Consider the following 20,360-nt stretch of genomic DNA (forward strand, 5'->3'; position numbering starts at 1 on the left):
GTAACACGTCAAGTGCGCCCCTGCGCCCGCTGTTTGAGAAAGATAAAGACTGTCATCGGCAGGTAATGTGTGGGTAAAGTGCTCGTAGCGGCAGCCGTGGAGAATCGGACACATCACGGCTGCCGTTGGCGCCCCGCCGTCGTGGCGCCCGCTGTCCGGCAATGCCGATCCGACCTGACATGACCCGACCCGACCACACCGCGCCCCCCTCTGATTGAAGGGGTGCAGGAGGCAGGCCAACATGAAGTCGCTCATTGACAACGCCCGTTCGTTCGCGAGCCACGTGGCCGAGAACGCCGAGACCTTCCGGCCCCTGGAGGCCGGACAGTCCCCCGAGGCCCTGTTCATCACCTGTTCCGACTCGCGCGTCGTACCGTCGTTGATCACCGGCGCGCGCCCCGGCGAACTCTTCGAGCTCCGCACCGCGGGCAACATAGTTCCCGAGTACCACAACGACCACCCCGCCGGTGAGACCGCGACCATCGAGTACGCGGTCCGCGTCCTCAATGTCCGCGACATCATCGTCTGCGGGCACTCCCACTGCGGAGCGGTGAGCGCCATCGTGCGGGACGACGACCTCTCGTCCGCCCCAGCCGTGCGGGGCTGGCTGGAACGTGCCGTACCGCGGGCCGTGCGGGCCCCGCGGGTGAAGGACCCCTCCGCAGTCCCCGCCGACATGGCGGAGGCGGTGCAGCAGCACGCGGTCGCCCAGCTCGACAGGCTGCGCGCCTACCCGTGCGTACGTGAACGCATGGACGACGGACTGCTGTCCCTCCACGCCTGGTACTACGAGGTGCACACCGGTGCGGTCAGGGCGCACCGGCCCGGCGGCAGCCGTGCCTTCGGCCCGCTGTAGCGCGCAGCCGCTCCTCACGCAGCCGCTCCTCACGCAGCACTCCGCCGTGCACCACCTTGAACCACAAGGAACCCTCACCCATGCTCTCCAGCCTCAAAGACCCTCCCGTCCTGCGCCGTGACGCGCTCGCCTCCCTCGTCGTCTTCCTGGTGGCCCTGCCGCTGTGCGTCGGCGTGGCCGTCGCCTCCGGGGTGCCGGCCGAGCTCGGCCTGATCACCGGCATCGTCGGCGGCCTCGTCGTCGGCGCCATGCCCGGCAGCACCTTCCAGGTCAGCGGCCCGGCGGCAGGGCTGACCGTGCTCGTCTTCGAAGCCGTGCGGGAGTTCGGCCTCGGCACACTCGGCGCCATCGTCCTCGTCACCGGCCTGCTGCAACTCGCCCTGGGCGCCCTGCGCTTCGGCCGCTGGTTCCGCGCGATATCGGTCGCCGTCGTCCAGGGCATGCTCGCGGGCATCGGACTCGTCCTCCTCTTCGGCCAGCTGTACACCATGGCCGGGGCCAAGCAGCCCCGCTCGGGCCTGGAGAAGATCACCGGCGTGCCGGGACTGGTCGCCGACGTCGCCACCGGCCGGACCGCGCCGGTCTCCCTCGCGGTCGGCGCCGGCACCATAGCCGTCCTCGTCCTGTGGAAGAAGCTCCCGGCGAAGGCACAGCTCGTCCCCGCACCCCTGGTCGCCGTCGCCCTGGCCACGGCCGTGACCGCACTGGGCGGCCTGAACGTGGCCAACGTCGAAGTACGGGGCCTCATCGACGCCGTCCAGCCCCCGGGCCTGAACGACCTGACGACCCTGGGCAGCGTCGCCGCCCTCGGTACGGTCCTCGCCTTCACGCTCATCGCCTCGGCGGAGTCACTGTTCAGCGCCGCCGCGGTCGACCGCATGCACGACGGCGACCCCACGGACTACAACAAGGAACTCCTGGCGCAGGGCGTCGGCAACACCGTCTGCGGCGTCCTCGGTGCCCTGCCCATGACCGCCGTCATCGTCCGCAGCGCCGCCAACGTCCAGGCCGGCGCCAGGACCTCCCTCTCCCGGCTGCTGCACGGCGTCTGGCTCCTGCTGTTCGCCGTCCTGCTCCCGGCCGCCATCGGCATCATCCCCCTGGCGGCCCTCGCGGGCGTCCTGGTCCACGCGGGCTGCAAGCTCGTCCCCGTCAAGGAGCTCGCCCCCCTGTGGCGCGACCACCGCGGCGAGGCCGTCATCCTCGCGGTCACGGCCCTCGCGATCGTGACGACCAGCATGTTCGAGGGCGTGGTGCTCGGCCTGCTGCTCGCCGTGGTGAAGTCGGCCTGGGAGACCTCCCACGTCCAGGCCGAGGTCCGCGAACTGACGGGCGGACGCCTGGTCGTGACGGTCACGGGCCACGCCACGTTCCTCCGCCTCCCCCGCCTCCTGGACACTCTGGAGTCCCTCCCGCAGGACCGCCCCATCGAACTCGACCTGTCCGGCGTCCGCCACCTGGACCACGCGTGCCGCACCGCCCTGGAGAGCTGGGCGGCACGTCACAACGGAGCGGGAGTGGAGGCGGTACGGGTGCGGCACCCGGAGGTGGTGGGCGTGGCGTAGGGGAGCGTCAGCCCGCCGCTCCGCCGCGGTTGACGGCCATGACCATCACCGAGCCCACCACGACCAGGCGGTCCGTCAGCGCGTCGAGCTGCTGCCGCTGCTCCGGCGGCAGGTGCCAGTCCTCCCACCATGAGGTCTCCTGCGGGCTTATGGGGCCCGACCACTCGGCCTCCCACGCCTGGGCCAGCTGCGCGGACAGCGGCTGGACCGAGCGGGCCAGTCCGCCGTAGGCGCCGAGCAGGGCCATCATGTGGCTCGCCGGCAGCCAGGGCTGCCAGGCGTTGAGCATCTCGTCGGCGAGGTGGGCGACGTCCTCCAGCCACAGCACGTGCTGCGTGCCCCAGCCCTGCGGGGTGGGGCACGCGGGCATGCCCGGCAGCAGTCGGGGCGGCAGCCCGTCGCGGCGGGAGAGGAACTCCCGGGCCAGGGCCAGCTCGTAGTCCGAAGGGGTCCAGGAACGCTCGTTCAGGGCGGTCGCGGCTGCATCGACCGCATCGACGGCTTGGCTCATTCCGATACCGTACGTGGTGATCTCCGTGCTGTTCACCCCCGGGTCGCGAAGGCCTCGGGGCCGCCGTAGCCCCGCCCGGCCGGCCGGCCCAGCGGCTCGACGCGTACGTCAGACGAAGTCGGCGTGCAGCGTGCTGGGCACTTCGAGTGCGTACGCCCCGAGAGCCTCGTCGAGCTCCGTCCGGCGGTGCCGGAGCAGCTCCAGGAGTTCGTTTCTGGGGCGGTAGAAACAGGATTTGCACCGGTCGGTGCAGAGCGGATCGGACTGCTCCCACTCCGCCCGCGGGCCGCCTCCGAGGACCTCGGCGTAGCCGTCGTCGATCACATTGCCGAGCCGGTAACGGCTGTCGAGGTGCACCTGCGGACACGGGTAGAGGTTGCCGTCGGCACCGACGGCGGTCACGAAGCGGCTGTAATGGCAGCGGCCGAAGTCGCCCTCCACTGCCCCGACCCGGTCCGTCGGACCCTGGTCGAGCTCGGGCACGGAGACCTCGAACGCGCCGGTGGCCAGCCCGGCCGCCTCGCCCAGCGCGGCCGTGACCTCGTCCATGACGGGCTCGGCGGTCGCGTGTCCGAGCGCGCCGGAGAGCTCCGGCTCGAAGCGGATGTAGTGCGCCCCCGCCTCCCGCGCGACGTGCGCTGCTGCCATGATCTCGCGGTGGTTCCGCGCGGTGATCACATAGTGGAAGCCGATGCGGAAGTCCGGGTCGATCGCCGACTGCCGCAGCCGCCCGACGTTCTCCAGCAAGGAGACGAAGGTGTCCTCACGGTCGCGGGTGATGGCGTCGAACGTGGCCTCGGTGCCGGCGTTCAGCCCGATCCGCACCCATGTGTGGGTGGAGGCGACGCACTCCGCGGTCACGCGGCGGCCGAGCCGGGAGCCATTCGTGATCAGCCCGATCCGCAGGCCCGCCTCGTGGCCCGCGTCGCAGATCGCGGGGTAGCCGGGGTGGGTCGTGCACTCGCCGCTGCCGCAGAAGGTCACGGCGCGCCCGTCGTTGGCGGCGAACTGCCGCAGCAGGGAAATGGCGTTGTCCGTGGAAACGGAGTCGTTGAAAGAGAAAATGTCGTAGAACTGTTCCTCGTCCGGCGAGTGGGCATTGCGGAAATCGCGCCGCGTGGTGGAGGTGCCCACGATGCTGATGTGCATATGGACCGGCCGGATCTCTTTTCCCCCGACGAAACGGCGCAGCAACTCACCATGGGCCAGCACCCTTTGCGGCGAGTGCGTGCTGTCGGGACTGACCAAGGGGAGACCGGGACGGCCATCGGGGGCAGCCGCTTCATAACTCCGCACGGGAGCGGCGTCGTTCATGGTGTTCCTCTCGCAACTCTCGCAAGGGTCTCGCAAGGGTCTCGCAAGGCCAGAGGTTCGGCTCCGGGCGACACTAGAAGTCGCCGTCACGAGCGTCAATAGGTCTAGACCCGGAGGAATTCCCTTGGGAGCGCGCCGTTGTGGGGTAAGGGCGCGTGGGTATGCGAGATGCGGAGAACAGCCCGGCCCCCGGCTCCCCGGCTCAGGCCGGGGAGCCGGGGGCCGCCGTCATTCGTCACTCCGTAGGCCGCCGCAGCCTCGCCACGAACTTGTACCGGTCCCCGCGGTATACGGACCTGACCCACTCCACCGGCTTGCCCTCCGCGTCCACCGAGTGCCGCGAGAGCATGAGCATCGGCAGGCCCACGTCCGTACCGAGCAGGCTCGCCTCGCGGGGGGTGGCCAGGGACGTCTCGATCGTCTCCTCCGCCTCCGCCAGGTGGACGTCGTAGACCTCGGCCAGGGCGGTGTAGAGCGAGGTGTACTTCGCCAGGTTCCGGCGCAGCGCCGGGAACCTCTTCGCCGACAGGTGGGTCGTCTCGATCGCCATGGGCTCGCCGCTGGCGAGCCGTAGCCGCTCGATGCGCAGGACGCGGCCGCCCGTCACGATGTCGAGGAGCTGGGCGAGCCGGTCGTCGGCGGTGACGTAGCCGATGTCCAGGAGCTGGGAGGTGGGCTCGAGCCCCTGTGCCCGCATGTCCTCCGTGTAGGAGGTCAGTTGCAGGGCCTGCGAGACCTTGGGCTTCGCGACGAACGTCCCCTTGCCCTGGATGCGTTCCAGCCGTCCCTCGACGACCAGTTCCTGCAGGGCCTGGCGCACCGTCGTGCGCGATGTGTCGAACTCGGCGGCCAGCGTGCGCTCCGGCGGCACAGGGGTGCCGGGGGGCATGGTTTCGGTCATGTCCAGCAAGTGCCGTTTGAGCCGGTAATACTTGGGAACGCGCGCGGTCCGCGCGCCACCCGTGGTGCCGCCGCCTTCCGTCGTGCCGCCCTCGGTCGCCATGGCGCGCCTTCCCGACTCCGTTCCTGCTGCCGTCACCGGCTCCTCCGTCTATCGCGGTCACATGGTGGCACGGGCAGAGCCCGAGGGGGCCGAGAAGCCCAGGTAGACCTCGAGGTGTCGGTCCGGTAACGGAGCCGACAGCGACTCTTATACACCCTTGACACCCCAAAAGGTCTAGGCCAAGCTGCGGGCACTGGTCTAAACCATTAAAGACCACATTCGGTCCTTGAGGAGAGTGCTGTGAAGCGTGGGCTCATAGCGGCGACGGGTGTCGCGGCCATGTTGGTGAGTGTTGCTGCCTGTGGGTCCAGCGACAGTGACAAGGAGACCGGTGGCGACGGTTCCAAGGCCAAGTCCCTGACCGTCTGGTTCATGGATGGCTCGAATCCGCCGGCCTGGACGAAGGCCGTTCAGGCCGAGTTCGAACAGAAGACCGGGGCGAAGCTGGACATCCAGGTCCAGAAGTGGGACGGCATCCAGCAGAAGCTCACCACCGCCCTCTCCGAGTCCAGCCCGCCGGACGTCGTCGAGATCGGCAACACCCAGACGCCCTCCTACGCCCAGACCGGTGGTCTCGCCGAGCTCGAGGACCTGAAGAAGGAGATCGGCGGGGACTGGACCGGCTCCCTCAACAAGCCGTCCGTCTTCGAGGGCAAGCAGTACGCCGCGCCCTGGTACGCCGCCAACCGCGTCGTCATCTACAACAAGAAGATCTGGGCCGACGCGGGCATCAAGGACACCCCGAAGACCCGCGACGAATTCTTCAAGGACCTCGACGCCATCCAGAAGAAGGGCGACGCCGAGCCGCTCTACCTGCCCGGCCAGAACTGGTACTTCTTCGACGGCCTGACCATCGGCACCGGCGCGGACCTGGTGAAGAAGGACGGCAAGAAGTACGTGTCCAACCTCGGTGACCCCAAGGTCGCCAAGGCCATGGACGTCTACAAGCAGTACCAGGCCTTCAGCAAGGCACCCAAGGACAAGGACGAGGCCACTCCGCAGCAGGCCGACATCTTCGCCAAGGGCAGGACCGGCGCCTTCATCGGTATGGGCTGGGAGGCCGCCACCGCCGTCAAGGCGAACCCGGAGATCGAGAAGGAGATCGGCTACTTCACCATTCCCGGTGAGAGCGCCGACAAGCCCGAGGGCGTATTTCTCGGCGGCTCCAACCTCGCCGTCTCCGAGGGCAGCAAGAAGAAGGAGCTCGCCAAGGAGTTCCTGAAGATCGCGCTGTCCGACAAGAACGAGGGCGCGCTGGCCAAGGAGGTCGGCTCGATTCCGAACAAGGAGTCGCTGCTCACCAACGTGAAGGGCAACGCGGCCGCCGAGGCCGCCGCCCCCGCCGCCAAGAGCGGCGGCACCACGCCGCTGATCCCCGAGTGGGCCGCGGTGGAGAACGCGCCGAACCCGATCAAGGCCTATATGACGGCCGTCCTGAGCGGCAAGTCGCCCGAGGAAGCCGCCAAGCAGGTCGAGGCCGACATGAACAAGCGCCTCAGCCAGAAGCAGTGACCTGACCGGTCCCGTACGGGCCGGGCGGCCACGGCCTCCCGGCCCGGCCCCCGGCCACGGCCTCCCGGCCCGTACGGAACCGCGTGCACGTAACACCGTTCGACAGGGGAGAAGGCGGACGACGATGTCAGCGCAGACCGAAGAGGTGGCGGCGGAACCCGCCCCCCGGATCGGCAAAGGCGGCGGCCCGCCGCCCCGCCCCCGCACGGAACGGGCCGCGAAGAGCGTCCCCTACCTGCTGATCCTCCCCACCGTCGTCCTCACCGTGCTGCTGCTGGGCTGGACGATGGTCAAGAACGGCCTGCTGTCGTTCCAGAACCTCAACAAGCGCCAGCTGATCCGGCACGTCACCGAGTGGACCGGCCTCGACAACTACAGCGAGGCCCTGGGCAACTCCGAGTTCTGGGCCGTCACCGGCCGCTCGATCGTCTTCACCGCCGCCAACGTCGTCCTGATCATGGCGGCCGGCTGTCTGACCGGGCTGCTGCTCGCCCGCCTGGGCACCAGGCTGCGGCTGCTGCTCTCGCTCGGCCTCGTCCTCGCCTGGGCCATGCCCGTCGTCGCCGCGACCACCGTCTTCCAGTGGCTGTTCGACCAGCGCTTCGGCGTCGTCAACCACCTGCTGGACCTGCTCGGCTGGCACGCGATGGCCGGCTACAACTGGACCAGCGGCCAGTTCTCCACCTTCTTCGTGATCACCGTGCTGATCGTCTGGCAGTCGGTCCCCTTCGTGGCGATCAACCTCTACGCGGCCACCACCACGATCCCGAAGGAGCTGTACGAGGCGGCCTCGCTGGACGGCGCCGGCACCTGGAAGCAGTTCACCTCGGTGACCTTCCCCTTCCTCAAGCCGTTCTTCCTCGCCACGACCTTCCTCGAGGTCATCTGGGTCTTCAAGGCCTTCACCCAGGTCTTCGCGATCAACGAGGGCGGTCCCGACCGGCTCACCGAGACCCTGCCCGTCTACGCCTTCCAGGAGGGCATGGGCGGCCAGCACTTCGGCATGGGCGCCGCGATCTCGATTCTCACCATCGTGATTCTGCTCGCCCTGACGGCCTACTACCTGCGCCTGGTTCTCAAGCAAGAGGAGGACGAGCTGTGAAGCGTGTGGTCCTCAATCGCCGGACGGGCTCCGGCTCGCTGCCCGGCCGCGTCTGGCCGGGGGCGACGGCGGTCGTCCTCTTCGCCGTCTTCGCGTTCCCCGTCTACTGGATGTTCGCCACGGCCTTCAAGGCCAACAAGGACATCGTCAGCGACACCCCCGTCTGGTTCCCCACCAGCCCCACCTTCGAGCACTTCACCAAGGCGGTCGGTGCGGACGGCTTCTGGACCTTCGTGGGCAACTCCTTCGCCGTCACCCTCGTCGCGGTCGCGCTGTCGCTGGTCATCGCGCTGCTCGCGTCCTTCGCCGTGGCCCGCATGCGCTTCAAGGGCCGCAAGAGCTTCATCCTCGTCATGATGATGGCCCAGATGGCCCCCTGGGAGGTCATGGTCATCGCGTACTACATGATCGTGCGCGACGCCGACATGCTGAACAGCCTTCCGCCGCTCATCGCCATCTACACCGTCATGGTGCTGCCCTTCACCGTGCTGACGTTGCGCGGCTACGTCGCCGCCGTGCCCAAGGAGCTGGAGGAGTCCGCGATGGTCGACGGGTGCACCCGCACCCAGGCCTTCATCAAGGTGATCTTCCCGCTGCTCGCCCCCGGCCTCATGGCCACCTCGCTCTTCGGCTTCATCACCGTCTGGAACGAGTTCCCGATGGTCCTGATCCTCAACAAGGACCCCGGCGCGCAGACCCTCCCGCTGTGGCTCACCGGCTTCCGCACCACCTTCGGCGACGACTGGGGCGCCACCATGGCCGCCTCCTCGCTCTTCGCCGTGCCGATCCTCATCCTCTTCGTCATCCTCCAGCGCAAGGCGGTCGGCGGTCTGACGTCCGGCGCAGTGAAGGGCTAGCACTACTTCCCATGGACACGCTCACCCGGGACGCCCTCACCGTCCTCCAGCCCGGCTTCACCGGCACCACCGCCCCCGCATGGCTGCTGCGCCGGCTCGGCGAGGGCCTCGCCTCCGTCGGCCTCTTCGGCCGCAACATCGCCTCGCCCGAGCAGCTGGCCGCCCTGACGGCGCAGCTGCGTGCCGAGCGCGGCGACGTGCTCGTCGCCATCGACGAGGAGGGTGGTGACGTCACCCGCCTGGAGGTCCGTACGGGCTCCTCCTTCCCCGGCAACCTCGCCCTCGGCACCGTCGACGACACCGGCCTGACCCGCGCCGTCGCCCGCGAGCTCGGCCGCCGCCTCGCGGCGTGCGGCGTCAACCTCAACTGGGCGCCGTCCGCCGACGTCAACTCGGACCCGGACAACCCGGTCATCGGCGTACGGTCCTTCGGCGCCGACCCGCACCTGGTGGCCCGGCACACCGCCGCCTACGTCGAGGGCCTGCAGGCCGCCGGCGTCGCCGCCTGCACCAAGCACTTCCCCGGCCACGGCGACACCGCCGTCGACTCCCACCACGACCTGCCGCGCATCGACGCGGACATGGAGACGCTGCTGGCGCGGGAACTGGTGCCGTTCCGCGCCGCCGTGGCCGCCGGCACCAAGGCCGTGATGAGCGCCCACATCCTGCTGCCCGCGCTCGACGCCGCCCTGCCCGCCACCCTCAGCCCCGCCGCCCTGCACGGCCTGCTCCGGGCGCCCGTCGCCGGCGGCGGCCTGGGCTTCGACGGCCTCATCGTCACCGACGGCATGGAGATGCAGGCCATTTCGGGCACGTACGGCATCGAACGCGGCAGCGTCATGGCCATCGCCGCGGGCGCCGACGCCATCTGCGTCGGCGGCGGCCTGGCCGACGAGGACACCGTGCTGCGGCTGCGCGACGCGCTCGCCGCGGCCGTACGGTCCGGGGACCTGCCGGAGGAACGGCTCGCGGACGCGGCCGCGCGCGTACGCGCCCTGGCGGGCTGGACCTCGGGGGCGGGTGCGGCACGGGAGGGAGTCGCACCGGCCCCCGAAGTGGGGCTCCAGGCGGCGCGGCGCGCACTGCGGGTGACCGCTTCGGCGGGGTACGAGCAGGTGTCCGGGCCCGTCCACGTGGCCGCGTTCACGCCCCTGGCCAACATCGCCGTCGGCGACGAGACGCCGTGGGGCGTGGGGGCGGAACTGGCCCGGCTCCGGCCGGGCACGGAGACCGGGACGTACGGGAGCGATGCGGCCGGGGCCGGGGCCGAGGCGGTGCTGCGGGCGGCGGGGGAGCGGCGGATCGTGGCGGTCGTGCGTGACGTGCACCGGCATGAGTGGATGGCCGAGGCGCTCGGCGCGCTGCTCGCCGCCCGCCCGGACACGGTCGTCGTCGAGATGGGCCTGAACCAGGCCCCGCCGGTGGGGTCGCTGTACATCGCCACGCACGGCGCGGCCCGTGTCTGCGGCCGGGCGGCGGCGGAGGTCATCTCTCCCCGGTCCCGCCCCTTCCCGTAACCGGGGCTCCGCCCCGCACCCCGGTCCTCAAAGTCCCCCAGCTACCGCTGGGAGGTGCCCCCAGACGGGCTGGAAATCCAGCCCGTCCGGCGATTGAGGACACAAGCACAGCCAGCCCGTCCGGCGATTGAGGACAAGAAGCGGGTAGGGGCGGGGAGGGGAAAGCTACAGCCCCTGCCAGGCCGGCTTCGCCGCGTACGTCGCGCGGAAGTAGTCCGCCAGCTTCAGCTTCGAAGCCGCCGCCTCGTCGACGACCACGGTCGCATGCGGATGCAACTGCAGCGCCGACGCGGGCACGAACGCCGAGACGGGCCCCTCCACGCTCGCCGCCACCGCATCCGCCTTGCCCTCACCCGTGGCCAGCAGCACCAGGTGCCGCGCCTCCAGGATCGTCCCGATGCCCTGGGTGATGACGTGATGCGGCACCTGGTCGATGTCGCCGTCGAAGAACCGGGCGTTGTCCACGCGGGTCTGCTGCGTCAGCGTCTTGATGCGGGTGCGGGAGGCCAGCGAGGAGCACGGCTCGTTGAAGCCGATGTGTCCGTCGGTACCGATGCCGAGCAGCTGGAGGTCCACCCCGCCGGCCGCGGGCAGCGCGCGGTCGTAGGCCTCGCAGGCGGCCTGGACGTCCTCGGCGGTGCCGTCGGGGCCCATGAAGGACGCCTCGGTCAGGCCCAGCGGCTCGACGACCTCGCGCAGGACCACCGAGCGGTAGGACTCGGGGTGCTCGGCGGGCAGACCGACGTACTCGTCGAGCTGGCAGATGCGGGCGCGCGAGGCGTCCACGGCGCCGGCGCGGACCTTGGCCGTCAGCGCCTGGTAGACGGGCAGCGGGGTCGAGCCGGTGGCCACCCCGAGCAGGGCGTCGGGCTTGCGGTTCAGCAGGGCGGCAATGGCGTCCGCAATCAGTTCGCCGCCTGCCTTGGCGTCCGGAACGATGACAATTTCCACGACTGGGCCTGCCGATCTGAACGATGAAACTCGGTGGTATAGACCAATCTAGCAGAGCGGTCCCGGCCGCCCGCCGGGCTTCCGGCCGGTTCTCCCGCTGGCGCGGGTGCGGACCGCCGTGGTCGACTGGCAACCAGCCGGCAGGCGGCATCGGGAGGTACCGAGCATGTCGAGCGAGCGGCCGGGACTGATCATGTCCGGCGAGATGTCCGAACAGCCCGTCGTACTGCGCCGCATCCTCGACGAGGGCGCGCCCCGCATCCGCGAGACCGCCAGGCGGATCGCCGCCCGCAAGCCGCGCTTCGTGCTGCTCACCGCGCGCGGCACGTCCGACAACGCGGCCCTGTACGCCAAGTACCTGCTGGAGGTGCGGCTGGGCATCCCCTGCGGCCTGACCTCCATGTCGACGACGACGGCGTACGGCGCGCGGCCCGACCTGAGCGACGTCCTGGTCGTCACCGTCAGCCAGTCCGGCGGCTCCCCGGACCTGGTGGCCTCCACCCGGGCCGCCCGCGAAACCGGCGCCGTCACGCTGGCGGTCACCAACAACGCGGACTCCCCGCTGGCCGCCGTCTCCGAGTACCACCTCGACATCCTGGCGGGTCCGGAGAAGGCGCTGCCGGCCACCAAGACGTACACCGCCTCGCTCCTGACCCTCTACCTCTTCGTCGAGAGCCTGCGGGGCGGCGACGGCTCGGCCGCCATGGCGCTGCCGGAGCTGGCGCTGCGGGTCCTGGCCCGCGGTGACGAGGTCAAGCAGCTCGCGAGCCGCTACCGCTTCGCGGAGCGCATGGTCCTCACCTCGCGCGGCTACGGCTACCCGACCGCAAAGGAGGCGGCGCTGAAGCTGATGGAGACGAGCTACATCCCCGCTCTCTCCTACTCCGGCGCCGACCTGCTGCACGGCCCGCTCGCCATGGTCGACAACATCTCGCCCGTCATCGCCATCGTCACCGAGGGCAAGGGCGGCGAGGCCCTGCAGCCGGTACTGGAGCGGCTGCGCGGCCGGGGCGCCGACCTCTTCGTCGTCGGCAGCGAGGCGGAGGTCGCCAAGGCGTCGGCCGGTTTCGCGCTGCCGACCGGCGGGGTGGCGGAGGAGGTGCAGCCGGTCCTGGAGATCCTGCCCCTGCAGATGCTGGCCTACGAGATCACGATCGCCCGGGGGCAGGACCCGGACGCGCCCCGTGCTCTGGCCAAGGTCACGGAGACCCACTAGGGGCGCGGCGCCGCGGGCCGCACGGCGTCGCCCCGGCGCCGGGCCCCGAGGGCGAGCAGGCCCCCGGCAAGGAATGCGGCCGCCGCGAGTGCCGCGGAGAGGTGCAGGCCGTCGGTGAGCCGGCCGGAGGTGGCGGCGAAGGTGCCGAAGAGGGCGACCCCGACGGCGCTGCCCACCTGACGGGCGACGTTGAAGACCGCCGAGGCCACCCCCGCCCCGTCCGCCGGGGCCGACTCGATGATCGCCGCCATGGCGGCCAGGGCCGTCACGGTCTGGCCCAGACCGGTGGCGATCAGGGCGAACAGCAGCACCCAGTACGGGGTGCCGGGCCCGGCGAGCAGCCAGCCGAGGAAACCGGCGGCGCCCAGGAGCAGCCCGGCCGCCATCGGAACGTACGGGCCGGTGCGGGTGGCGGCCCGGCCGAAGAGGGGGGCCGCGACCAGGCCCATGCAGACCGACGGCACAAGCGCCAGGCCGGTGGCCAGGGCGTCGTACCCGCGCTCCTGCTGGAAGTAGAGGGTGGAGAGGAACAGCATGCCGTAGTAGCCGAAGCTGATCAGCAGGCCGATCAGGGTGGTGGCGCCGAAGGCGCGCGTGCGGAACAGGGACAGCCGCAGCAGCGGAGCCCGGCCGTCCGGCCGCGTTCTCACCGACGCCTCCAGATGCCGTTCGACCGCGACGAACGCGGCCAGCGCCATGGCGCCCACGGCCAGGGTGCCGAGAACGAGGGGAGAGCCCCAGCCCGCCGGGCCGGCCTCGTTGATCCCGCCCGCCAGGGCGAGAAGCCCCACCACGGCCAGGACCTGGCCCACCGGGTCCATGCGGCGGGCCGCGGGCTCACGGGTCCCCGCCGGTAGGTGACGTACCGTCAACAGCATGGCGAGCGCACCCACCGGCAGGTTGAGCCAGAACACGGCCCGCCAGTCCAGGCCGGCGACCAGCAGGCCGCCCACCACGGGACCGGCGCCGAACGCGAGGGAGGCGACGGCACCCCACAGGGCGATCGCCCGGGCGCGGACGGCCCGTTCGGGGTAGGTGACCTGCAGCAGCGCCAGCGAGGCCGGGACGAGGAACGCCGCGCCGGCCCCCTGCGCCAGCCGGCCCGCCACCAGCGCGGCCGTCGTACCGGCGAGCCCGCAGCCGACCGATGCCACGGTGAACACGGCCAGCCCGGCGAGGAACGTCCGGCGGTGGCCGAGCCGGTCGCCCAGGCCACCGCCGAGCAGCAGCAGCCCGGCGAAGAGGGTGCTGTAGCCGTCGACGATCCACTGCAGCCCGGACGGCCCGGCGCCCAGCGAGGCGCGGATGTCCGGCACCGCCACGGTGACGACGGTGACGTCCAGCATCACCAGGAAATAGCCGAGGCTCAGCGCGATCAGAGGGGCGAGGGCGAGGGGCGGGCGCGCGGGCGCCGCGCCGGCGACGCCGACGGGCCGCCGTGCGGCCGTGGGCTCGGTGACGGTCATGAACGCAGTCTCGGCCGCGGACACTTCGACGGCGGGCGAAGTGTCGTCGGCGTACGGTGCGGACATGAGCGACAGGACCACCCCGCCCGGCGGGCGGACCGCCGGCCGGCTGAACCACCAGACCGACATCGCCCGCGCCGCCGCCCTCATCGCGGACCCCTCCCGCGCACGCGTCCTCAAGGCCCTCTGCGACGGGCGCGCCCTGCCCGCCGGGGCCCTGGCCGCCGAGGCCGGCGTCAGCGCCCCCACCGTCAGCGCCCATCTGGCCAAGCTCGTGGCGGGTGGTCTGATCACCGCGGTCCGGGAGGGCCGGCACCGCTACTACCGGCTGGCGGGCCCCGACGTCACCGCCGCGCTGGAGGCGCTCGCCCTCATCGCCCCGCCGCTCCCGGTGACCTCGCTGCGCGAGAGCAGCGTCGCCAACGCCCTCCACCGCTCCCGGACCTGCTACGACCACCTCGCCGGGCAACTGGGCGTCGCGCTGATGCAGGCCCTGCTCGACAACGGCGTGCTCACCGGGGGCGACGGCATGCACCGCCCCACGGAAGCCGTGCGGGACCGGCCCTCGGCGTACGGACACGATGCGGACTACCGGCTGACGGACACCGGCCGTGGCCACCTCGCAGCCTTCGGCGTCGACCCGGACCGGCTGCCCGCGCGGCGCCCGGCCGTCCGCTACTGCGTCGACTGGAGCGAGCGCCGGCACCACCTGGCGGGCGGACTGGGTGCTGCGATCACCACCAGGCTGTTCGACCTGGGCTGGCTGCGCCACGGCGTGAGCCCGCGCGTGGTGCACCTGACCGAGGCGGGGGCAAAGGGGCTGCGGCAGGCGTTCGGGCCGGCCGTGGAAGCGTGACGTGCCACGCCCGGGGCGCGCACCGGAAGGCCCGGGCGGCCCGGCCGCGAAGGGCCCGCGGGCCGGGGCGGCCCGGTGCCGGAGGACCCGCGGGCCGCGGCGCCGGGACAGGACCCTCGACCTGTCCGGCACCGCAGCCCGGAGTTGCCATCGGCCGGGTGCGCCGTGGAGTGTGCGGTTCTCCGTGACGGTTCCGGCCGATCCGAGGCCGTGGCGCCGTCAGGGCTGAGAGCGTCACGGTCCTCGTTCCGCTCTCCTGTGCGGGGAGAGCGGACATCCATGCGGGGCTCGGGAGGAGATCCCGGGCCGGTGGTACTGAGCAGCATTGTGGACTAGACCATTCGCCGGTGTCCATGGCCCGGCAGCACCGCCCGGGGAAAATCCACCGGCAGCCCGGCCGCGGGTAGGCTCGCAGCCGTGCCCTCCATGAACGATCTCGTACGCCAGCACACCGCACTCGACGACTCCGACCTGGAGTGGCTGCATCTGCTGGTCTCGGAGTGGCAGCTGCTCTCCGACCTGTCCTTCGCCGACCTGGTCCTGTGGGTGCCCACGCTCGACGGCACCCGCTATGTGTCCGTCGCCCAGATGCGGCCCAACACCGGCCCCACCTCCTACCAGGACGACATGGTCGGCCACCTCGTGCCGCGCGGCCGGCGCCCCATGCTCGACGCCGCCCTCGACGAGGGGCGGATCGTGCGCGAGGGCGACCCGGAGTGGCGCGAGGAGGTGCCGGTGCGGGTCGAGTCCATCCCGGTCCGCCGGGAAGGGCGGGTTCTGGGGGTCATCGCGCGCAATACGAATCTGCTGACGGTACGGACACCCAGCCGGCTGGAGCTCACCTATCTGCAGAGTGCCTCCGACCTCGCACAGATGATCGCCGCCGGGGCGTTTCCCTTCCCCGGTCAACAAGTCGACATGGACGCCTCGCCGCGCGCCGGCGACGGCCTGATCAGGCTCGATGCCGACGGGACCGTGCAGTACGCCAGCCCCAACGCGCTCTCCGCCTATCACCGGCTCGGCCTCGCCGCCGACCTCGTCGGGCATCATCTGGGCGAGACCACCGCCCAGTTGGCGCCCTCGCGCACGCCGGTCGACGAGGGCCTGGCCAAGCTCGCGAGCGGCTGGGCGCCGCGCGAGTTCGAGGTCGAGGCGAACGACGGGGTCATTCATCTGAGGGCGATCCCGCTCAAACCCAAGGGCAGTCACATCGGTTCACTCGTACTGTTGCGCGACGTAACCGAACTGCGACGGCGTGAGCGCGAGTTGATCACCAAGGACGCCACCATCCGGGAGATCCACCACCGGGTGAAGAACAACCTCCAGACCGTGGCCGCCCTGCTCCGCCTCCAGGCCCGCCGCATCGGCTCGCCCGAGGGCCGGGAGGCGCTGGAGGAGGCGGTCCGCCGGGTCGGCTCCATTGCGATCGTCCACGAGACGCTGTCGCAGAATCTCGACGAACGGGTCGAATTCGACGAGATCGCCGACCGGGTCCTCGCCATGGTCGCCGAGATCTCCCCGGGCCGGGTCACCGCCCGGCGGACGGGCCGCTTCGGCATACTCGACGCCGAGGTCGCCACGCCGCTGGCGATGGTGCTGACCGAGCTGCTGCAGAACGCCCTCGAACACGGCTTCGGGCCGGGGGAGCAGGGCGCGGTCGAGATCACCGCGGTGCGCGGCGGCACCCGCAAGGACGCCCGGCTGCTGATCTCCGTGCAGGACGACGGCCGCGGACTGCCCGAGGGCTTCGACCCGCAGCGCACGGGCAACCTCGGACTGCAGATCGTACGGACCCTGGTCGAGGGGGAGTTGGGCGGAAAGTTCGACATGGTGCCCGCTTCCGGGCAGGGAACGCGCGTTGTGCTCGACCTTCCCGTACGGGCGGGGAAGCCCTGACGCCGGCAGGCGCCCCGCACGGCACTGAGCCCCGGCCACAGCACTGAGCCCCGGCCCTCATCGAGGAGGTCCGGGGCTCAAGGCTTCACGGCGCGATGCTCAGCGGCATCGCTTGCGCATCGGGGGGTACTGCGCGCTGCGGCTCGGGAGCCGAGGGGCGTCGTCAGGCGGTCGCGTTGCGCGCCCGGTTGCGAGCGGCACGGCGCTTCATCGCGCGGCGCTCGTCCTCACTGAGGCCACCCCAGACGCCGGAGTCCTGGCCGGACTCGAGCGCCCACTGCAGGCACTGCTCCATCACGGGGCAGCGGCGGCAGACGGCCTTGGCTTCCTCGATCTGCAGCAGCGCAGGACCGGTGTTGCCGATGGGGAAGAACAGCTCGGGGTCTTCCTCGCGGCAAACGGCGTTGTGACGCCAGTCCATGGCTGCTCCATCTCCTCGTATTGCGGCTACGTGGCTTGTGAATGTGAACGCTTTCACGAATCCCCCCGCAAGGGAAGGGCCGACGCCCAGGCAGGGCTGGATGCGGTCCAGTGAATGAAGGAGGGGGTTCGGGCTATCCGGGAAGGCCGAGGTGAGTGGCTGTCCCGTTCGCCATGAAGAGACTCGCAAACCTCGGCGACGGATACAACCCCTTCCGGAAAGTTTTTTTTGATTCCTCGGTGTCGGCTAGCTCACAGCCGTCATTCCAGGGGGTGCAACCCAGTCTAAACGTTCGAGTGGAAGGACTTTGGGCCCTTGCACTCACACAATCACACGCAGTGCACGGCGTACGCCTGTGAACGTCACGCTCGTGCGCACTCCGAGGTGGTCGCCGTCCATCTGGAACGGCAGGGGAGCCTGCGAATGCAAGGTGAAGGAGGTCTGGTCATGCAGTGACACAGCGTGTCTGCCCTGCGGTCCGCGCTCCGGAGTGGACGTGAGCAGCTGCGTTGCGTAACGGGCCGCCGTCAGCGTCGACAGCTTGGAGAATCCCAGCACGTCAAGGGCGGTGTCGAAGGACGCCTCGGGCGCCGCGTAAACCGGGCGGTTGCCCAGATAGGTCCACGGGGCGGTGTTGCAAATTATCGACATGACGAGATTCGCGAGTGGCTCCTCGCCCGGTCGTTCGAGGGTGATCGAGCCGTGCCGGCGGTTGGTCTCGCCGAAGAACTGACGCATCACCTGTCGCACGTACAGGGCGTGTGTCGAACGCTTGCCGCGCTCGCGCTGTTGCTCCACCCGGCCTACGACGCCCGCGTCGAAGCCGAATCCCGCACAGAAGGTGAACCAGCGCGACGGCACGCCCTCGTCCTCCGTGCCCGGCGTGCCGGCCGCCAGGCCCAGGCCGACCGTGCGCTCCGAGCCGTCGCGCACCGCGTCCAGCAGCGCGCCGGTCGCCTCCACGACGTCGTTGGGCAGGCCCAGCGCGCGGGCGAACACATTGGTGGAGCCGCCCGGCACCACGGCCAGGCGCGGCAGCCCCTGCGGATCGGGGCCGGAGTGCAGCAGGCCGTTGACGACCTCGTTGACCGTGCCGTCCCCGCCCAGCGCCACGACCAGCTCGATGTTGCCGCTCTCGGCGGCCCGCCGCGCCAGGTCCCGGGCGTGCCCCCGGTACTCCGTGGTGGCGACGTCCAGCTTGAGGTCGCTCGCCAGCGCGTGTGCCAGGACATCGCGAGTACGGGCACTGGTGGTGGTGGCCGAAGGATTGACCACGAGAAGCGCACGCATGCGCGCCAGCCTACCTACCTGTCGGTACACGACCCATCCCAGGCCTGATCTCCCCACGGCCGGAACGGCGTGGGTGGCAGCCCCACCCGACGTTTGCGGACAGATACCCTGCAGGGGTGAGCAGCAAGCAGCCCGCGTCGAAAAACGCCCGGAAGGGCGCTCCGAAGAGCGCCGCCCCCGCCCCCGTGCCCGCAGGCCCCCGGCCCGCCCGGCTGACGGCGGCCGCCGCGCTCACCGCCCTGGAGGGCCTGGCGCTCGCAGCCTCGGGTCTCTACCTGCTGATCATGGGCCTGCTGGGCCGGCCGGACAGCCCGCAGCAGGCGGAGACCGGGGGCCTGACCGTGCTGGCGCTGGCCGTGCTGCCGCTGGCCGCGGCGCGTGGGCTGTGGCTGCGCCGCCGCTGGAGCCGCGGCCCCGGCATGATCACGCAGATCATGGCGCTGCCGGTCGCCTGGACCCTCTTCAACGGCGGCGGCGCGCTCATCGCGGCGGCCGTGGCGCTCGCGCTGGCCGCCGTGGCCACCCTGGTGCTGCTGGTGAACCCCACGGCGACCGAGGCGCTCGGCATCGGCCCGCGCGAGAGCTGACGCCGAAGGCCGCCCGCTACTCCTCGATGAGCAGCCGGTCCCGGAGCTGGGCGAGGGTACGGGCCAGCAGCCGGGAGACGTGCATCTGCGAGATGCCCACCTCCTGGGCGATCTGCGACTGGGTCATGTTGCCGAAGAAGCGCAACAGAAGGATCTTCTTCTCGCGCGGCGGCAGGTCCTCCAGCAGTGGCTTGAGGGACTCGCGGTACTCGACGCCCTCCAGGGCCTCGTCCTCCGCGCCGAGGGTGTCCGCGACCGCCGGGGACTCGTCGTCGGTGTCCGGCACGTCCAGCGAGAGGGTGCTGTACGCGTTGGCGGACTCCAGCCCCTCCAGCACCTCCTCCTCGGAGATGCCCAGGTGCTCGGCCAGTTCGTGGACCGTGGGAGCGCGACCGTGCCGCTGGGACAGCTCGGCAGTGGCGGTCGTCAGGGCCAGCCGCAGTTCCTGCAGCCGGCGCGGCACCCGCACCGCCCAGCCCTTGTCGCGGAAGTGCCGCTTGATCTCGCCGACGACCGTGGGCGTGGCGTAGGTGGAGAACTCCACCCCGCGGTCCGGGTCGAAGCGGTCCACGGACTTGATCAGACCGATCGTGGCGACCTGGGTCAGGTCGTCGAGCGGCTCGCCGCGGTTGCGGAACCGCCGCGCCAGGTGCTCGACCAGAGGCAGATGCATCCGCACCAGGTGATTGCGCAGCTCGGCGCGCTCGGGCGAGCCGTCCTGCAGCCGGCGCAACTCGATGAACAGGGCCCGGGCACCGCTGCGGTCATGCGGGTCGGGATGCTGCTGCCGCCACTGATGCTGGTGCTGATCCATGTGGTCCGCCCGCTCTGATGGGTCGCTCGCCTGCTCCGGCCCCGGACCGGACCGGTCCTGGGCCTGGTCCGGATGCGGTTCTTCCGGATGCGGCCGGGCAGGCTGCTGCGGGATGGCCGGGGTGCGCACTCCCCGCGATGACGCAGTACTCACGGAGCCCCCTCTTCCGTCACGGCTGCCCGGGGCCGGCGCCGCGCTTCTTGTGCAGGCTGATGCTGACCGTACGGTCGTCCGCGACGGTGGAGTCGACCTCACCGGCCAGGGCGGAGAGCACCGTCCAGGCGAAGGTGTCGCGCTCGGGCGCGCGGCCGTCCGTGGTGGGTGCCGAGACGGTCACCCGGAGCGCGTCGCCCACGAGGCGGAAGACGCAGCTGAGCACGGAGCCGGGAACGGCCTGTTGCAGCAGGATCGCGCACGCCTCGTCGACGGCGATGCGCAAGTCCTCGATCTCGTCGAGGGTGAAGTCCAGGCGGGCCGCGAGGCCGGCTGTCGCCGTCCGCAGCACCGACAGGTAGGCACCCGCAGCGGGCAGCCGGACTTCTACGAAGTCCTGGGTCGTCCCAGGCTCGCCTGCGATTGGGGACACCCTCACCTCCAAGGTGGCACAAGCTCATTGAGCTGTCGGG

General features: G+C 71.1%; 19 protein-coding genes. 10 read left to right on the forward strand and 9 right to left on the reverse strand.

Annotated features, from left to right (window positions below; all coding sequences use genetic code 11):
• Nucleotides 1-241: 241 nt before the first annotated feature.
• Together AB0F13_RS02645 and AB0F13_RS02650 are read left to right on the forward strand one after the other, a co-directional pair.
• Nucleotides 242-856: a carbonic anhydrase gene (locus AB0F13_RS02645; protein ID WP_362073914.1), complete on the forward strand. Its 615-nt coding sequence runs from the start codon at nucleotides 242-244 to the stop codon at nucleotides 854-856.
• 80 nt (nucleotides 857-936) lie between these two features.
• On the forward strand, nucleotides 937-2,421 hold the full coding sequence (locus tag AB0F13_RS02650; protein WP_362073917.1) for a SulP family inorganic anion transporter: 1,485 nt from the start codon (nucleotides 937-939) through the stop codon (nucleotides 2,419-2,421).
• 7 nt (nucleotides 2,422-2,428) lie between these two features.
• On the opposite strand, the gene AB0F13_RS02655 is transcribed toward AB0F13_RS02650, so the two are convergent.
• From AB0F13_RS02655 to AB0F13_RS02665, 3 genes are all read right to left on the reverse strand, one after another.
• A complete protein-coding gene (locus tag AB0F13_RS02655) occupies nucleotides 2,429-2,932 on the reverse strand; it encodes a hypothetical protein (protein ID WP_362073920.1) in 504 nt (167 codons plus the stop codon).
• A 108-nt stretch (nucleotides 2,933-3,040) separates the two neighbouring features.
• A complete protein-coding gene (locus tag AB0F13_RS02660; RefSeq protein ID WP_362073923.1) occupies nucleotides 3,041-4,081 on the reverse strand; it encodes a radical SAM protein in 1,041 nt (346 codons plus the stop codon).
• Between the two features lie 400 nt (nucleotides 4,082-4,481).
• Nucleotides 4,482-5,249, reverse strand: coding sequence for a GntR family transcriptional regulator (locus AB0F13_RS02665; protein WP_362074489.1), 768 nt, complete (start codon nucleotides 5,247-5,249; stop codon nucleotides 4,482-4,484).
• Between the two features lie 240 nt (nucleotides 5,250-5,489).
• Between AB0F13_RS02665 and AB0F13_RS02670 the strand changes: the two genes are divergently transcribed.
• From AB0F13_RS02670 to AB0F13_RS02685, 4 genes are all read left to right on the forward strand, one after another.
• Entirely contained in the window at nucleotides 5,490-6,761 is a 1,272-nt protein-coding gene (locus tag AB0F13_RS02670; RefSeq protein WP_362073926.1) for an extracellular solute-binding protein, read from the forward strand.
• A gap of 124 nt (nucleotides 6,762-6,885) precedes the next feature.
• Nucleotides 6,886-7,863, forward strand: a complete 978-nt coding sequence (locus tag AB0F13_RS02675; RefSeq protein ID WP_362073929.1) for a sugar ABC transporter permease — start codon at nucleotides 6,886-6,888, stop codon at nucleotides 7,861-7,863.
• Nucleotides 7,860-8,720: a carbohydrate ABC transporter permease gene (locus tag AB0F13_RS02680; RefSeq protein ID WP_362073932.1), complete on the forward strand. Its 861-nt coding sequence runs from the start codon at nucleotides 7,860-7,862 to the stop codon at nucleotides 8,718-8,720. Before AB0F13_RS02675 ends, AB0F13_RS02680 begins: the two co-directional genes overlap by 4 nt.
• An 11-nt stretch (nucleotides 8,721-8,731) precedes the next feature.
• Nucleotides 8,732-10,237 carry a glycoside hydrolase family 3 protein gene (locus tag AB0F13_RS02685; protein WP_362073935.1) on the forward strand — a complete coding sequence of 502 codons (1,506 nt, stop codon included), beginning with the start codon at nucleotides 8,732-8,734 and terminating at the stop codon, nucleotides 10,235-10,237.
• A gap of 165 nt (nucleotides 10,238-10,402) precedes the next feature.
• Here the strand turns inward: AB0F13_RS02685 and nagB are convergent, their stop codons facing one another.
• Complete coding sequence (gene nagB, locus AB0F13_RS02690) at nucleotides 10,403-11,188, reverse strand: glucosamine-6-phosphate deaminase (protein ID WP_362073938.1); 786 nt, start codon at nucleotides 11,186-11,188, stop codon at nucleotides 10,403-10,405.
• A 166-nt stretch (nucleotides 11,189-11,354) separates the two neighbouring features.
• Between nagB and AB0F13_RS02695 the strand changes: the two genes are divergently transcribed.
• Nucleotides 11,355-12,404 carry an SIS domain-containing protein gene (locus AB0F13_RS02695; protein WP_362073940.1) on the forward strand — a complete coding sequence of 350 codons (1,050 nt, stop codon included), beginning with the start codon at nucleotides 11,355-11,357 and terminating at the stop codon, nucleotides 12,402-12,404.
• Here the strand turns inward: AB0F13_RS02695 and AB0F13_RS02700 are convergent.
• Nucleotides 12,401-13,936, reverse strand: coding sequence for a DHA2 family efflux MFS transporter permease subunit (locus AB0F13_RS02700; RefSeq protein ID WP_362073942.1), 1,536 nt, complete (start codon nucleotides 13,934-13,936; stop codon nucleotides 12,401-12,403). The genes AB0F13_RS02695 and AB0F13_RS02700 overlap by 4 nt on opposite strands.
• Between AB0F13_RS02700 and AB0F13_RS02705 the strand changes: the two genes are divergently transcribed.
• Complete coding sequence (locus tag AB0F13_RS02705) at nucleotides 13,935-14,726, forward strand: winged helix-turn-helix domain-containing protein (RefSeq protein WP_362073945.1); 792 nt, start codon at nucleotides 13,935-13,937, stop codon at nucleotides 14,724-14,726. The genes AB0F13_RS02700 and AB0F13_RS02705 overlap by 2 nt on opposite strands.
• 426 nt (nucleotides 14,727-15,152) lie before the next feature.
• Nucleotides 15,153-16,622 carry a histidine kinase N-terminal domain-containing protein gene (locus tag AB0F13_RS02710; RefSeq protein ID WP_362074492.1) on the forward strand — a complete coding sequence of 490 codons (1,470 nt, stop codon included), beginning with the start codon at nucleotides 15,153-15,155 and terminating at the stop codon, nucleotides 16,620-16,622.
• Between the two features lie 163 nt (nucleotides 16,623-16,785).
• On the opposite strand, the gene AB0F13_RS02715 is transcribed toward AB0F13_RS02710, so the two are convergent.
• Both AB0F13_RS02715 and AB0F13_RS02720 read right to left on the reverse strand, forming a co-directional pair.
• Nucleotides 16,786-17,043, reverse strand: coding sequence for a WhiB family transcriptional regulator (locus tag AB0F13_RS02715; protein ID WP_004937597.1), 258 nt, complete (start codon nucleotides 17,041-17,043; stop codon nucleotides 16,786-16,788).
• A 321-nt stretch (nucleotides 17,044-17,364) separates the two neighbouring features.
• Nucleotides 17,365-18,333 carry a diacylglycerol kinase family protein gene (locus AB0F13_RS02720; RefSeq protein ID WP_362073948.1) on the reverse strand — a complete coding sequence of 323 codons (969 nt, stop codon included), beginning with the start codon at nucleotides 18,331-18,333 and terminating at the stop codon, nucleotides 17,365-17,367.
• A gap of 116 nt (nucleotides 18,334-18,449) precedes the next feature.
• Between AB0F13_RS02720 and AB0F13_RS02725 the strand changes: the two genes are divergently transcribed.
• Nucleotides 18,450-18,920 carry a hypothetical protein gene (locus AB0F13_RS02725; RefSeq protein WP_362073951.1) on the forward strand — a complete coding sequence of 157 codons (471 nt, stop codon included), beginning with the start codon at nucleotides 18,450-18,452 and terminating at the stop codon, nucleotides 18,918-18,920.
• 16 nt (nucleotides 18,921-18,936) lie between these two features.
• On the opposite strand, the gene AB0F13_RS02730 is transcribed toward AB0F13_RS02725, so the two are convergent.
• Both AB0F13_RS02730 and AB0F13_RS02735 read right to left on the reverse strand, forming a co-directional pair.
• Complete coding sequence (locus AB0F13_RS02730; protein WP_362074495.1) at nucleotides 18,937-19,863, reverse strand: RNA polymerase sigma factor SigF; 927 nt, start codon at nucleotides 19,861-19,863, stop codon at nucleotides 18,937-18,939.
• A 40-nt stretch (nucleotides 19,864-19,903) separates the two neighbouring features.
• Nucleotides 19,904-20,320, reverse strand: a complete 417-nt coding sequence (locus tag AB0F13_RS02735) for an anti-sigma regulatory factor (RefSeq protein WP_071962378.1) — start codon at nucleotides 20,318-20,320, stop codon at nucleotides 19,904-19,906.
• Nucleotides 20,321-20,360 lie beyond the last annotated feature (40 nt).

The organism is Streptomyces sp. NPDC026206, assembly GCF_040638465.1.
GTDB lineage: Bacteria > Actinomycetota > Actinomycetes > Streptomycetales > Streptomycetaceae > Streptomyces.